This window comes from Roseitalea sp. (assembly GCF_984466335.1).
Genome location: NZ_CFIFWG010000068.1, coordinates 2,124 through 15,004, shown reverse-complemented (window position 1 = coordinate 15,004; position 12,881 = coordinate 2,124). Strand labels below are relative to the sequence as shown.

At 67.2% G+C, this 12,881-nt stretch carries 12 protein-coding genes; 8 read left to right on the top strand and 4 right to left on the bottom strand.

Translation table 11 applies throughout. The features are described 5' to 3' along the window. The 3 genes from AC5E6L_RS08115 to AC5E6L_RS08105 all read right to left on the bottom strand — a co-directional run. Positions 1-2,331, bottom strand: a 2,331-nt coding sequence (locus tag AC5E6L_RS08115; RefSeq protein WP_491772508.1) for a BatA domain-containing protein, incomplete at its 3' end; no start/stop codon positions are given. After that, on the bottom strand, positions 2,328-3,266 hold the full coding sequence (locus AC5E6L_RS08110; protein WP_491772506.1) for a DUF58 domain-containing protein: 939 nt from the start codon (positions 3,264-3,266) through the stop codon (positions 2,328-2,330). The genes AC5E6L_RS08110 and AC5E6L_RS08115, both read right to left, overlap by 4 nt. Positions 3,267-3,276: 10 nt before the next feature. After that, positions 3,277-4,284 carry an AAA family ATPase gene (locus AC5E6L_RS08105; protein ID WP_491772504.1) on the bottom strand — a complete coding sequence of 336 codons (1,008 nt, stop codon included), beginning with the start codon at positions 4,282-4,284 and terminating at the stop codon, positions 3,277-3,279. Positions 4,285-4,409: 125 nt separating this feature from the next. Here AC5E6L_RS08105 and AC5E6L_RS08100 point away from each other — a divergent pair, with 125 nt between their 5' ends. The 3 genes from AC5E6L_RS08100 to AC5E6L_RS08090 are packed head-to-tail and all read left to right on the top strand — an operon-like array spanning position 4,410 to position 6,900. After that, positions 4,410-5,039, top strand: a complete 630-nt coding sequence (locus AC5E6L_RS08100) for a DUF1285 domain-containing protein (protein WP_491230761.1) — start codon at positions 4,410-4,412, stop codon at positions 5,037-5,039. Beyond that, complete coding sequence (locus tag AC5E6L_RS08095) at positions 5,036-5,665, top strand: CoA pyrophosphatase (protein WP_491772502.1); 630 nt, start codon at positions 5,036-5,038, stop codon at positions 5,663-5,665. Before AC5E6L_RS08100 ends, AC5E6L_RS08095 begins: the two co-directional genes overlap by 4 nt. After that, entirely contained in the window at positions 5,662-6,900 is a 1,239-nt protein-coding gene (locus AC5E6L_RS08090) for a CCA tRNA nucleotidyltransferase (RefSeq protein WP_491228637.1), read from the top strand. Before AC5E6L_RS08095 ends, AC5E6L_RS08090 begins: the two co-directional genes overlap by 4 nt. A gap of 12 nt (positions 6,901-6,912) precedes the next feature. On the opposite strand, the gene hemF is transcribed toward AC5E6L_RS08090, so the two are convergent. Beyond that, the gene (gene hemF / locus AC5E6L_RS08085) at positions 6,913-7,827 is read right to left on the bottom strand and encodes an oxygen-dependent coproporphyrinogen oxidase (protein ID WP_491228636.1); all 915 of its coding nucleotides are present in this window, start codon (positions 7,825-7,827) and stop codon (positions 6,913-6,915) included. Between the two features lie 141 nt (positions 7,828-7,968). Here hemF and AC5E6L_RS08080 point away from each other — a divergent pair, with 141 nt between their 5' ends. The 5 genes from AC5E6L_RS08080 to AC5E6L_RS08060 form a co-directional block, all read left to right on the top strand. Further along, positions 7,969-8,211 (top strand): hypothetical protein, encoded by a 243-nt coding sequence (locus AC5E6L_RS08080; protein WP_491228635.1) that lies wholly within the window; start codon positions 7,969-7,971, stop codon positions 8,209-8,211. A gap of 4 nt (positions 8,212-8,215) precedes the next feature. Beyond that, on the top strand, positions 8,216-8,686 hold the full coding sequence (locus AC5E6L_RS08075) for a GNAT family N-acetyltransferase (protein ID WP_491228634.1): 471 nt from the start codon (positions 8,216-8,218) through the stop codon (positions 8,684-8,686). Positions 8,687-9,249: 563 nt separating this feature from the next. Continuing rightward, entirely contained in the window at positions 9,250-11,100 is a 1,851-nt protein-coding gene (locus tag AC5E6L_RS08070; protein ID WP_491228641.1) for an ABC transporter ATP-binding protein, read from the top strand. Continuing rightward, positions 11,100-11,837 carry a DUF3800 domain-containing protein gene (locus tag AC5E6L_RS08065; protein WP_491228633.1) on the top strand — a complete coding sequence of 246 codons (738 nt, stop codon included), beginning with the start codon at positions 11,100-11,102 and terminating at the stop codon, positions 11,835-11,837. The genes AC5E6L_RS08070 and AC5E6L_RS08065 overlap by 1 nt, the downstream gene beginning before the upstream one ends. 151 nt (positions 11,838-11,988) lie before the next feature. Next, the coding region (locus tag AC5E6L_RS08060; protein WP_491772497.1) for an ABC transporter transmembrane domain-containing protein at positions 11,989-12,881 on the top strand (893 nt) is incomplete at its 3' end.

Genomic DNA, 12,881 nt, shown 5'->3' with positions numbered 1-12,881 from the left:
GTCTGCCAGTGCGCTGATCGGAAAATAGATCAGGGGGTAGAAGGCCAACTCGTCCGCCTCGATGTCGAGCGCCATGGGCGTGCCGGGCTCGAAGGCGGTGCGCGAGGCAAGGAAGCGGCTCAGACCGTCAATGCCCGCCCGGCTCGTCTCGTCGACCGCCTCGTCGCCGGTCAGCACGTAGGCGATGCGCGTTGTCTCCAGCGCTTCGAGGATCGCCTCGTCGCCGGCCCGCGCGTCCCGTGTCCCTGCGTTCTGAGCCAGCGCGGAAGGCGCCGCGATCGCAAGGGTTGCGACGCAGGCCAGAAGCGCGAGCCCGGCGGCCATGGCCCTTCGGCGCGGCGGCCCGCGCCGGGGCGCGGCGCCCGTCGACAGGCGCCCGTTGATCCACAGAACCGCGATCGTATCGGCGATCAACACTATGAAGGCGATCAGGAACAGCCAGCCCGAAAGATCCGCCCGTTCCTCGGCGACCAGCGCCCGCTCGGCGACCTCAAGGCCGGGCGCGGCCGGCTCGAAGGGCGCGAGCGTCTCGCCGTGCGCCAGCACGTTGCGGGCGATGAAGCCTTGTGCCGCGCCGTAAAGGCCGGCCGGGTTCTCGAAGTCGACTGTCGGCCCGGTCGTTCCGGGATCGTAGGGCCGTACATGGGCCGGTGGCACGGTCAGCGCGCCGTCGCCCCGCAGCGTGCGCAGCGGCGGCAGCGCGGCACCGGTCTCGGCGGCGCGCGGCGCCGCGGTCGTTCCGGACGCGGTGTTGCGGGCAAAGTCGGTGATGCGCCGGAGCATGTCGACGAAGGTGCCGCTGATCGGCAGGTTCGACCAGGTCGCCTCGGCGGTGACGTGGAACAGCACGATCGCGCCCTCGCCGCGTCGCGCGCCGGTGACGAGCGGCGTGCCGTCCTCAAGGCTGGCCCAGGTGCGCCCGGCGAGGTCGGCGTCGGGCTGGGCGAGGATCTGCCGGCTGACCGAGACATCCTGCGGCGGGGCGAGCCCGGCGAACGGGCTTTCGGGCGAAAAGGCGGCGACCGCCTGCGGCTCGCTCCATGACAGGGCGCCGCCCAGTTCGCGCTGTCCGGCGCGCAAGGTCACCGGAAGATAGGGGTCGTCGGCGGCCGAGGCGGCAAGGCGCGGGCCGGCGAACCGCACCAGCGTTCCGCCCGCCTCCAGCCATCGGTCGAGCCGTGCGGCCGCGGAGGCGGGCAGCACGCCGATATCGGCCATCACGATCATCGCCGGGCCCTGGTCGATCATCTCGGGAATGTCGACGGACAGGTCCCCCGTGCGCGGCTCGATCGGATCGGCGAAGGGCGCGAGCGCGCGCGAGATGTAAAAGAGCGGCGACAGGAGCGGCTGCGCCTCCTCGCCGGCAAGGCCCGTCAGCAGCGCGACGCGGCGACGGCGGTTGTTCTCGTCGAGCAGATAGGCCGCGCCCGCGTGCGGCTGGCCGTCGATGCGCGCGACGGCGATGTCGTTGCGCAGTTCGAACGGAATGTCGAAGGTGACCCCGGTCCCTGTCGCGCCGCCTTCGAAGAGGGCGTCCGCGCGGCCCAGCAGGCGCTCGCGGCTGTCGTAGAGGGCGACGGTCGGCTCGGCGGGTCCGCCTTCGGTTCGCGCGAGCGTCAGCGCGAACCCGTCCGAGCGATTGTCGGCGGCGGTGATGGCGGCGAGCGCGCGGTCCCGTGCGGAAAAGCGGACCAGGTCCGAAAGGTCCGCATCGGCAAGGGCCGCCCCGAAGTCCTGGTCGGACGCCTCGGCAAGGCCGGTGTCGATCAGGGCAAGGGCCGGTGCGGCGTCCGCGTTGCCCGCCGCGTTCAGGAGCCTGTCGAGCGCGCGCGCCCGGTCGGCGCGGCCGGCGACCGGTTGCAGCGCGCCGAGCGCTTCGGCGGCCGCGCCTGCATCGCTCAGCCCAACCGGGGCGGCGGGGGCGGCGACGCTGGCGGCCAGCGCCACGGGACGGTCCCGTTCGGACGCCTGGCGCAGCAGCGCCCCGGCGGTGCGCACACGCGCCTGCCAGTCGGGCGCCGCCGCCCAGTCATTGTCGATCAGGATCAGGAGCGGGCCCTCGCCGGAGGCCAGTTCGCTGTGCGGGTTGAGCACCGGGCGGGCGAGCGCGACGATCACCAGCGCCGTCAGGGTCAGCCGCAGCGCGGTCAGCCACCAGGGGCTCTTGGCCGGCGTTTCCTCGCGCTTGACCAAGCGCACCAGGATGCGCAGCGGCGGGAACAGTTCGGTCTGCGGTCGCGGCGGGATCAGCCGCAGGAGCCACCAGATCACGGGCAGCAGCGCGAGCGCGGCGAGCACGAGCGGATATGTGAAGCCGAGCGCGCCCGTCATGGCGAGGCCCCTGGCGCGTCGATCGATGCGACCTCTTCGGGGTTGCCGGTCAGAAGGCCGTGCAGGCGCACCAGCGTTTCGGAGGCCAACGCGTCGGTGCGGCTGACGGTGTAGCTGCCGCCGAGCCTGTGGGCGCGCTGGCGCAGCGCGGCCCGGCGCGCCGAACGCAGCGCCCTGTATTCGTCATGCCAGTCCTGGGCGCGGCCCGAGGTGATGCGCTCGCCCGTTTCCGGATCGAGGAACTCGGTGCGTCCGCGATAGGGAAAGTCCTCCTCGGCGGGGTCGGCGATCTCGACCAGATGCGGACGCGGGCCGTGCCGGGCGACGTCGTTCAGGAACGCCTCGCACGCCTCGACCGGGCGCAGGAAGTCGCTGACGATCAGCATCTCCGAATGGCGCCGGACCATCGACAGGGGCGGCCAGTCGCCATGCCCGGCGCCGAGATCGCCCATCAGCGCGGCGGCGAGCCGCTCGGCCCCGCCGCGGGAGGCGCGCGGGCGCAGCAGGCCCGGACAGCCGATCCGCTCGCCGGCCGCCGAAAGAAGGTCGGCCATGGCGATCGCCACGATCAGGGCGCGCTCCTCCTTGGAGGTTCGGGCGCCCCTGGACCTGAACAGCATGGAGGGCGACAGGTCGACCCATATCCACACCGTGTGGGCGGCCTCCCATTCCAGGTCGCGCACATAGGTGTGGTCGTCGCGGGCCGAGCGGCGCCAGTCGATCCGCGCCAGCGTCTCGCCGGGCCGATAGGGCCGGTACTGCCAGAAGGTCTCGCCGATGCCGCGCCGGCGGCGGCCGTGCCAGCCCGCCATCACGGTGTTGGCGATCCTGCGCGCATCGACGAGCAGGCCGGGGACGAGCGAGGCCCGGTGCCGCGCCCTTTGCAGGGTGTGGGCCTGGTCCGCGCGTTCGCTCCTTTGTCCGATCGTGACCATATGGCGGCGCTTATTCCAGCCCGTCCACGAGCCCGGCGATCACGGAGGGCACGCTCATGCCCTCGGCGCGGGCGGCGAACGTCAGGGCCATGCGGTGTTGCAGGATCGGTTCGGCAAGCGCGCGCACATCGTCGACGGACGGCGCGTAGCGGCCCTGATAGAGCGCGCGGGCGCGGGCGCACAAAGTCAGCGCCTGGCTGGCGCGCGGCCCAGGCCCCCAGGCCACGTGCCGGTCGGTGGCCTGGGTGCCCGTGCCGGGGCGCGCCGAGCGCACCAGCGCCAGGATCGCCTCGACCACGCTTTCGGGCACCGGCATGCGCCTCACCAGCGTCTGCAACTCCTGAAGCCGCGCCGCCCCGATCACCGGCCTGGCCCTTGCGGCCTCGATCCCGGTCGTGTCGATCAGAATCCGCCGCTCGGCCTCGATCTGCGGATAGGTGATGTCGATCTGCATCAGGAACCGGTCGAGCTGCGCCTCGGGCAGGGGATATGTGCCCTCCTGTTCGAGCGGGTTCTGCGTCGCCAGCACGTGGAACGGCCCGGGAAGGTCGTAGTGCCTGCCGGCGACGGTGACGTGATATTCCTGCATCGACTGCAACAGCGCGGACTGGGTGCGCGGGCTGGCGCGGTTGATCTCATCGGCCATCAGAAGCTGGGTGAAGATCGGACCCTTGACGAAGCGGAAATGGCGCTTGCCGCCCTCGTCTTCCTCAAGCACTTCCGAGCCGAGAATGTCGGCGGGCATCAGGTCCGGCGTGAACTGGATGCGGCCGCTGCCCAGGCCAAGCACGGTGCCGAGCGTATCGACCAGCTTGGTCTTGGCAAGGCCCGGCACGCCGACGAGCAGGGCGTGCCCGCCCGAAAGGATCGACACGATCGCGTTCTGGATCACGTCCTCCTGGCCGAAGATGACGTTGGCGATCTCGCCCTTGACGGCGGCGATGTCCTGGAGGGCGGTTTGCGCCTGCGCGATGATCTCGGCTTCACCGACGGTTTCGGTGTTGGCGTGAACGCTCATCTTGATCTCCAGTTGTTCCGGGCGCAATCCAAGGTAAAACAGGGCCGGGTGCTGACAAGAGACGCCGGGGTGACTATTTCGTGACTTCACAGCATTTCGGTGCCGCTCGGCTCTCAGAGAGGCAAATGGGCGAAAACGGCAAATCGAAGGCGACGGCGCCGGCGGACCTTAAGGGGCTGGAGGCCCTGATCGCGCGTGCCGGCGCTGGTGGCGGCGCGCCGCCGGTCGAAACGTGGAACCCGCCCGATTGCGGCGACATCGACATGGAGATCGCCGCCGACGGCACCTGGTTCTATCTGGGCACGCCGATCGGCCGGCCGGCGCTCGTCAGGCTGTTCTCAAGCGTGCTGCGCAAGGATGAGGACGGCAGGACCTATCTGGTCACGCCGGCCGAGAAGATCGGCATCCGCGTCGCCGACGCGCCTTTCCTGGCCGTGGAGATGCATGCGGGAGACCGTGCCGGTCAAACGGTTCTGACCTTTCGCACCGGGGTGGGCGATGTGGTCGAGGCCGGCCCCGAGCATCCGCTCCGGTTCGCGATCGAAGGGCGGACGATGGGGGTCAAGCCGTATCTGCATGTGCGCGGCCGGCTCGAAGCGCTGGTCAGCCGCGCGGTCATGTACGATCTGATCGAACTGGGGCGGCACGAGGAAATCGGCGGTGTCTCCATGTTCGTCGTCCATTCGGGCGGCGCCGCTTTCCCGGTGATGAAAAGCGCCGAGCTGGACGCGGCGCTTGCGGAGGCCGCGTCTTGAGGCTCGCCGAACCGACATTGGCGCGGGTCGCCGATTTCGCCGTCCGCGCCGCCGGCCATGCCTTCACCGATCGCGACGAGGACGGCGACTTCCGGTTCAATCCCGACCTGGCCGATGCCATTCGCGATCACGCCAAAAAGGAAGCGGCCGTGCTGATCGGCGTGATCGATCGGGGTGGCGAGGCGCATATGCTCTTGACCAAGCGCACCGAGGCGATGCGCACCCATTCGGGCCAGATCGCCTTTCCGGGCGGGCGCATCGATCCCCAGGACGCCTCGCCGGAGGCGGCGGCGCTGCGCGAATGCGAGGAAGAAACGGGCATCGGTCCCAACTGGGCGCGGCCGGTCGGGCGCATGCCGGTCTATCTGAGCGGATCGGGCTTTCGCATCCACCCGGTGCTGGCGGTGATCGAGGGCGATCCGCCGGTGCGGCCGAACCCCGACGAGGTGGATGCCATTTTCGACGTGCCGCTGGCCTATCTGATGGACGCGGCGAACCATCGCACGGCGAGCCTCACCTGGAAGGGCAGGGAGCGATCTTTCTACGAGATTCCCTATGGCGGCTATCGCATCTGGGGCGTCACGGCCGGCATCATCCGCATGATCTATGAAAGGCTCTATGCGTGACGGGGCCGCGCCTCGATGTCGACTGGCTGCATGACGCTGATTTGCAGCGCATTTTGAGCGTGCTTTCGGCCGATGGCGAGCAGGCGCGCATCGTCGGCGGCGCGGTCCGCAACACGCTGATGGGCCGGCCGGTCGCCGACATCGACATCGCCACGACCTGTCTGCCCAGGGAGACGATGCGGCGGCTCGGCGCGGCGGGGATCAGGGCGGTCGACACCGGCATGGCGCATGGCACGCTCACCGCCATTGTCGACGGCAGGGGGTTCGAGATCACAACGCTGCGCGAGGATGTGGAGACGGACGGACGGCGCGCGGTCGTCCGTTTCGGACGCAGTTGGGAGCATGATGCGCAGCGGCGCGATTTCACCATCAACGCGCTCTATGCCGAGCCGGACGGCACGATCGTCGATCTCGTCGACGGCCGGGCCGATATCGAGAAGGCCGTGGTGCGCTTCATCGGCGATCCGCAAGACCGCATTCGCGAGGACTATCTGCGCATCCTGCGCTTCTTCCGCTTCTTTGCCTGGTACGGCAAGGGCCGGCCCGACGCCGAGGGCTTGAAGGCATGCGCCCGCCTCAAGGACGGCATGAAGGGCCTTTCCGTCGAGCGCGTCTGGGCCGAGATGCGCAGGCTTCTGGCCGCCGCCGATCCCTCGCGGGCGCTGTTGTGGATGCGCCAGACGGGCGTGCTCACGCTGCTGCTGCCCGAAAGCGAAAAATGGGGCATTGAGGGCATTCACGGGCTGATGGCGGCCGAACGTGCCCATGGCTGGCCGGCCGACGCCGTGCTGCGGCTGATGGTCATCATCCCGCCGCGAACGGATGTGGCGGACGGCCTGGCGCGGCGCTGGAAGCTGCCCAACGCGGTGCGCGCGCGGCTGGTCGCGGCCGGCGGGGCTGTTCTGCCGGCCGCCGGCATCGAGCGCAGCGCGTTCGACCGGCTGCTTTATCGCGGCGACCGGGCGGCGATCGTCGACGGCCTGCGCCTTGAAATCGCCCGGCGTGGCGCCGGCGCGCCGGGCGCGGCCGCGCTGGCCGCCCTTCTGGACCGTGCCGAAGGCTGGCGGCGGCCGCGCTTCCCGCTGTCCGGCCGCGACCTGATCGCGGCCGGCTTCGCGCCCGGCCCCTCGCTGGGCGAGGCCCTTCAAGGGCTTGAGGAAAAATGGATCGAGAGCGGGTTCGCGCTCGATCGCCGGGCGCTCATCGCGCTTGCCGCGCAACCCCACAGGCCCTGAGTCGGACACGTCCTAAGGCCACTTCACCGCCGGCGGCATGGAGGACAGGATCGATTCCACATTGCCGCCGGTCTTCAGCCCGAAGATGGTGCCGCGATCGTAGAGCAGGTTGAACTCCACATAGCGGCCGCGGCGCACAAGCTGCTCCTCGCGCTGGGCATCGGTCCAGTTGGCGTTGAAGTTGCGCCGGACAAGGTGCGGATAGACGATCAGAAACGTCCGGCCGACATCTTGGGTGAAGGCGAAATCGGCGTCCCATCCACCGTCATGGTCGGGCGAGTGCTGCCAGTCGTAGAATATACCGCCGATGCCGCGCGGCTCGTCGCGGTGGTGCAGATGGAAATAGTCGTCGCACCAAGCCTTGAGCCTGGGGTGGTCGGCGACCGCGTGCTTGGAGCAGGCCAGTTCGAACGATTTGTGAAAGGCGACCGTATCGGCGTCTTGCTGCGTGCGGCGCGCATCGAGCACCGGCGTCAGGTCGGCGCCGCCGCCGAACCACCAGGAGGTGGTGACGACGAAGCGTGTGTTCATGTGCACGGCGGGTACGTTGGGATTTTGCGGATGGGCGATCAGCGAGATGCCCGAGGCCCAGAAGCGCGGATCGTCGCCGGCGCCCGGAATCTGCTTGCGGAACTCCTCGGAGAACGCGCCGTGGACGGTGGAGGTGTGGACGCCGACCTTCTCGAAGACGCGGCCATGCATCATCGACATCACGCCGCCGCCGCCCGCGCCCTGCTCGCGATCCCACGCCTTGCGCTCGAACCGGCCCGGCGCGTATTCGCTGAACGGGCCGCTCAACTCGTCCTCAAGCTGCTCGAAGGCGGTGCAGATCCGGTCGCGCAGCGCCTCGAACCAGGCCCTGGCCCGCGCCTTCCTGTCCTCTATGTCGGCCGGCAAGCCCGCCGGCAGCTCTGGTCGTTCAGCCATGACCCAACCGTTCGTCCCCTCGTCACTGTCCGCTCCAAGGCCTATCGCGCGACCGGACGCTTGCCAAGGTGTCCGTCACGCCGAGATCAAGGCTTGGCGCGGATAGCCTTTATGCTATGGTCCGGCCAATGGAGGTATGGGATGGTCCCGCCAAAACCGCCGCGCGCCCTCGTCAGCCGCCATCTCAGGGCCGGTCGCGCGGGCGGCTCTCCCGGCTTCGTGCGCCAGACCTATCGGCTGAACCGCGACGAAGCGCGGCGCAAGGCGCGCGAATGGTTCGACCAATACCCCAAGGCCGCCTATTGGACACAGGTCGAGAGCTGGCGCGTGCTCGACGGCGATCTCATCGAGTTCACCATGCGCCGCCTGCCGACCGCGGACTGAGCCCATGGCATCACGAGCCGACCGGACGCTGCGCCGCGCGCAGGGCGAGGCCGACCTGGCCGCGTGCCTTGCGATTCGCCATCGGGTGTTCGTGCGCGAGCAATGCGTCGAGCCGGCTCTCGAACGCGACGGGCTGGATGCGCGATGCTTCCACTATCTGGCGTTCGAGGCCGACAGGCCGGTCGGCGCCGCGCGCGTGCTGCCGCTCGGGGACCGGTTCAAGATCCAGCGCGTGGCGATCTTGCCCGCCGCACGCGGCGGCGGCCTGGGCGCGGCGCTGATGCGCTTCCTGATGGACGATCTGGCCGAGGATGCGCTGTCCGAGGGCCGCCACTTCTTTCTGTCCAGCCAGGTGCACGCCATGGCGTTCTATGAAAAGCTCGGTTTCCGGACCTGCTCGGACGAATATCTGGACGCGGGCATCCCGCACCGGGACATGAGGGCACCGGCCGGATCGCCGAGCGCGGCGTTTTAGCGGCTTTTTAAAGGCAGGGCGTCCGTTCGACCCGATCGGCCGGTTGCCTTTTTGCGGGCCATCGGCTATCGACAAAGCGACGTTGGTGCTCTCGGGACAGGAGGCGGGCATGGATAGCATTGTGTTTGTCATCTCGAACATTCTGTTCGCACCGCCGATCGGCAAGCCGCGCCTTATCCGGCTCCGTTCCGCGCATTAGCACCAGCGGTTCCGACACTGCATCACCCTTGAACGTCGCGGCCGCTGGTTTGGTTCTCCCAAACGTAAGACGGTCATGCCTGTTCAACCCCCCAAGCGGGCCCACGGCCCGGACATGCGCCACCGGTCGGCTTGCAGGAACCGTCTGTTCCCGGTCCTGAAGGCGGTTCTTGTCCTATCGATCCTGCCGATCGGCCTTCTTGCCTGTGTCGTTGCGTCGATCCGTGCCGTGCTTGCCGCGAACGATGCCGTGGGGCGGACGCTGGCCGGCGAGAGACGCGCGTGCCGCCGGATCGTCCGACCCATGATTTCCACGGTGGTTTTCGCGCCATGTCGCACCACCTATGTCCACACTGAGGCTTGCCATGTTCGCCTGGTTTGAAAATCGAATCGATCCGTTTCCCATGACGCGGCCGGCGCAACCGCCCGGCCGCCTCTTGGCCTTTTGCTGGCATTACACCAGGGATATCTGGCCCTGGCTTGCCGGCATGGCGACGCTCACGGCCATCATCTCGGTTTTGCAGGTGCTGATCTTCAGCTTCCTTGGCAATATCGTCGACTGGCTTGGCGCGGCCGATCGCGAGACCTTCTTTGCCGATCAGGGCCGCAGCCTTTTCTGGATGGGCTTCATCATCGTGGTGCTGCTGCCGCTCGCGGCGATGGCGCACACCTTCATCATGCACCAGGTGCTGTTCGGCAACTATCCGATGATCGTGCGCTGGAAGGCGCATCGCTACATGCTGCGCCAGTCGATGGGCTTTTATCAGGACGAGTTCGCCGGCCGGGTCGCCACCAAGGTGATGCAGACGGCGCTGGGCGTGCGCGAGACGGTCACCAAGATCGTCGATGTGTTCGTCTATGTCGGTGTCTATTTCGGCGGCGCGCTCGTTCTGATGGCCGCGCTCGATGCATGGATGATCGTCCCGTTCCTGGTCTGGTTCGTCTATTATGCGGGGTTGCTCCGTCACTTCCTGCCGAAGATGCGAGCCATATCGGAACGCCAGTCCCATGCGCGCTCGTCCATGACCGGCCGCGTGGTCGACAGCTACACCAACATCATGACGGTGAAGCTGTTCGCCCATGCGGGACGCGAGGATGCCTATGCACGCGAGGCGATGCATGAATTCCTCGACACGGTGCACCCGCAGATGCGCATGGCGACCACGCTCAATATCGGGCTCGACGTCGCCAATGTACTTCTTTTGTTCTCGGTCGCGGGTATCGGCATCGTCTCCTGGCAGGCGGGCAACGCCACCGTCGGCGCCATTGCCGTCGGGGTCGGCCTCGTCCTGCGCCTTGAGGGCATGTCGCACTGGGTCATGTGGGAGCTTGCGGGCCTGTTCGAGAACATCGGCACGGTCGAGGACGGCGCGGCGATGATCTCGCGGCCGCAGGCCGTCGTCGATGGCGATGGCGCAAAGACGCTCGTCGTGCCGCGCGGCGAGATCGCGTTCGACGGCATCCGCTTCCACTACGGCAAGAAGGGTGGCGTGATCGACGATCTGTCCCTCACGGTCCGGCCGGGCGAGAAGGTCGGCCTGGTGGGCCGGTCGGGTGCCGGCAAATCCACGCTGATGAACGTCCTTTTGCGGCTCTACGACCTTGAAGGCGGGCAGATCCGCATCGACGGGCAGGACATCGCCAAGGTGACGCAGGACAGTCTGCGCCGGCATATCGGCGTCGTCACGCAGGACACCTCCCTGCTGCACCGGTCCGTGCGCGACAACATCGCCTACGGCAATCCGGACGCGACCGAAGAAGAGGTCATCGCCGCGGCAAAACGCGCCAACGCGCATGGCTACATCGTCGATCTCGTCGACCTTCAGGGCCGCACCGGCTATGACGCCCATGTCGGCGAACGCGGCGTGAAACTGTCGGGCGGTCAGCGCCAGCGGATCGCCATTGCCCGGGTGTTCCTGAAGAACGCGCCGATCCTGGTGCTGGACGAGGCCACCTCGGCGCTTGATTCGGAGGTCGAGGCGGCCATTCAGGACAATCTGAACGCGCTGATGGACGGCAAGAGCGTGATCGCGATCGCACACCGCCTGTCGACCATCGCCAATCTCGACCGGCTGGTGGTGATGGAACAGGGCGCGATCATCGAGGAGGGCGCGCATGCGGAGCTGGCCAGGGCCGGCGGCCTTTACGCCCAGCTCTGGGCGCGCCAGTCGGGCGGTTTTCTCGGCGGCGAGGAAAACGCGGCGGCGGCGGAGTGATGCCGGCGTTTGCGGACCATATCATCTATGCCGACGAGAGTGGTTCGCCTGTTATGGATGGCATCGATCCTGATTTCCCGGTGTTCGTTCTCGCATTCTTGATCGTCAGGAAATCGCAATATGCCGATGAGGTCGTCCCGGCGCTGCAAAGGCTGAAATTCGAGTTTATGGGTCATGATCAGCTCGTTTTGCATGAGCGGGACATTCGCCGACAATCGGGGGACTTTGCCTTTTTGAGGTCCGATGTCGATATGCGACACAGGTTTCTGGAAGCGATAGGCGGGCTTGTCGAGGGGCTTCCCTTCGATCTCATTTGCTGCGTTGTTGACAAGGTGCGATTAAAGGAGCTCTACCCAAATCCTTGGAGTCCGTATCGCGTGGCGCTTCATTTTTGCATGGAGCGCGCGCTGGATCGATTGCTTGCCGAAAGCCAAACGGATCGACTTGTCCATTGCGTGTTTGAGAGCCGTGGTTCAAACGAGGACAGGGAACTTGAACTGGCTTTCCGTCAGATTGCTTCCAATCAGGCCAATTGGGGCTACAAAAATCCCAACTTTAAGCAGTTGGAGTGGTCCCCGCTTTTTGTTCGCAAGATCTGCAACTCTGCCGGTCTGCAACTCGCTGACTTGTGTGCAAGGCCCGTCGGTCTGAATCGAATCAGACCAGATCAGCCCAATCGCGCATTTGACGCGATCGCCGGGAAGATACCGCGGGGAATGCTCAAATGGTTCCCGTGAACCAAAAAGCAGATGGGCCGCCAAGTCTCCCCAGCAGCCCAACGCCGACCGAATGAGTCCAGTCCATTTGAAGTGAATATAGTGCACAATGCACAGGTTTTGAACCCTCGAACGACCCAACTCAGAGATCTCGAAAAGCGTGGCTTGGCCGATGGGTAGGTATGGCAACACCAGGCAGGACCCCGATCCGGCCTACCGACACACCGACCACCCGGTCTGGAACCGGGTGGAACGGTTCGTCGAGCCGTTCGAGGACACGGACCGCCAGGTGCTGCCGAAAAACGCCTGGCAGTTCATCGCCTATTTCGCCCGGCAGGCCAAATGGCCCTTCATCGCGCTTTTGATCGTCGGCGGGCTCGTCGGCGCGGTCGATGCGATGCTCTATTGGGGTGTCGGCTGGCTGATCGACATTCTGGACGGTTCCTCGCCCCAGGCGCTGCTGCGCGACCATGGCTGGCAGCTTGCCGGGCTCGCCTTCCTGCTCCTGGTCGTGCGCGCGGCGGTCATGGTCGGCGCGGCGATCATCGAGCAGCAGGTGATCGTGCCGCGCTTTTACACCATGGTGCGCTGGCAGGCGTTCCGGCGCGTCATCGAACAGCCCTACGCCTTCTTCCAGGACGATTTCGCCGGGCGCATCGCCACCAAGATCATGCAGGCGGGCGAATCGGTGGGCGACTTCATCGTCACCGCGCTGCAATCGCTGTGGTCGTTCCTGACCTTCATCGTGCTGACCTTCTTCGTGCTGGCCACGCTCGACTGGCGCATGGGCGTGGTCGTGGCGGTCTGGGGCGCCGGCTATGGGCTGATCATCCGCTACCTGCTTCCCCGCCTGAGGGCCGCCGGCAAGAACAATGCCAACGAACGCTCGGTGCTGAACGGGCGGCTGGTCGACATCTTCACCAACATACTGACGGTCAAGCTGTTCGACACGGGCCGCCGCGAGCACGGCGACGTCAAGGGGGCGCTGGGCAACTATCTGGGCGCGGTCACCCATCTGACGCGCATGATCACCATGGTGCGCACCGCCGTTGCGGTGCTCAACGG

Bases quoted from the DNA above. Each gene is read 5' to 3' on its own strand.
- AC5E6L_RS08080 (WP_491228635.1), top strand. From the start codon at position 7,969: ATGGTCCCGCCAAAACCGCCGCGCGCCCTCGTCAGCCGCCATCTCAGG.
- AC5E6L_RS08100 (WP_491230761.1), top strand. From the start codon at position 4,410: ATGGGCGAAAACGGCAAATCGAAGGCGACGGCGCCGGCGGACCTTAAG.
- hemF (WP_491228636.1), bottom strand. From the start codon at position 7,827: ATGGCTGAACGACCAGAGCTGCCGGCGGGCTTGCCGGCCGACATAGAG.
- AC5E6L_RS08110 (WP_491772506.1), bottom strand. From the start codon at position 3,266: ATGGTCACGATCGGACAAAGGAGCGAACGCGCGGACCAGGCCCACACC.
- AC5E6L_RS08075 (WP_491228634.1), top strand. From the start codon at position 8,216: ATGGCATCACGAGCCGACCGGACGCTGCGCCGCGCGCAGGGCGAGGCC.
- AC5E6L_RS08065 (WP_491228633.1), top strand. From the start codon at position 11,100: ATGCCGGCGTTTGCGGACCATATCATCTATGCCGACGAGAGTGGTTCG.
- AC5E6L_RS08070 (WP_491228641.1), top strand. From the start codon at position 9,250: ATGTTCGCCTGGTTTGAAAATCGAATCGATCCGTTTCCCATGACGCGG.
- AC5E6L_RS08105 (WP_491772504.1), bottom strand. From the start codon at position 4,284: ATGAGCGTTCACGCCAACACCGAAACCGTCGGTGAAGCCGAGATCATC.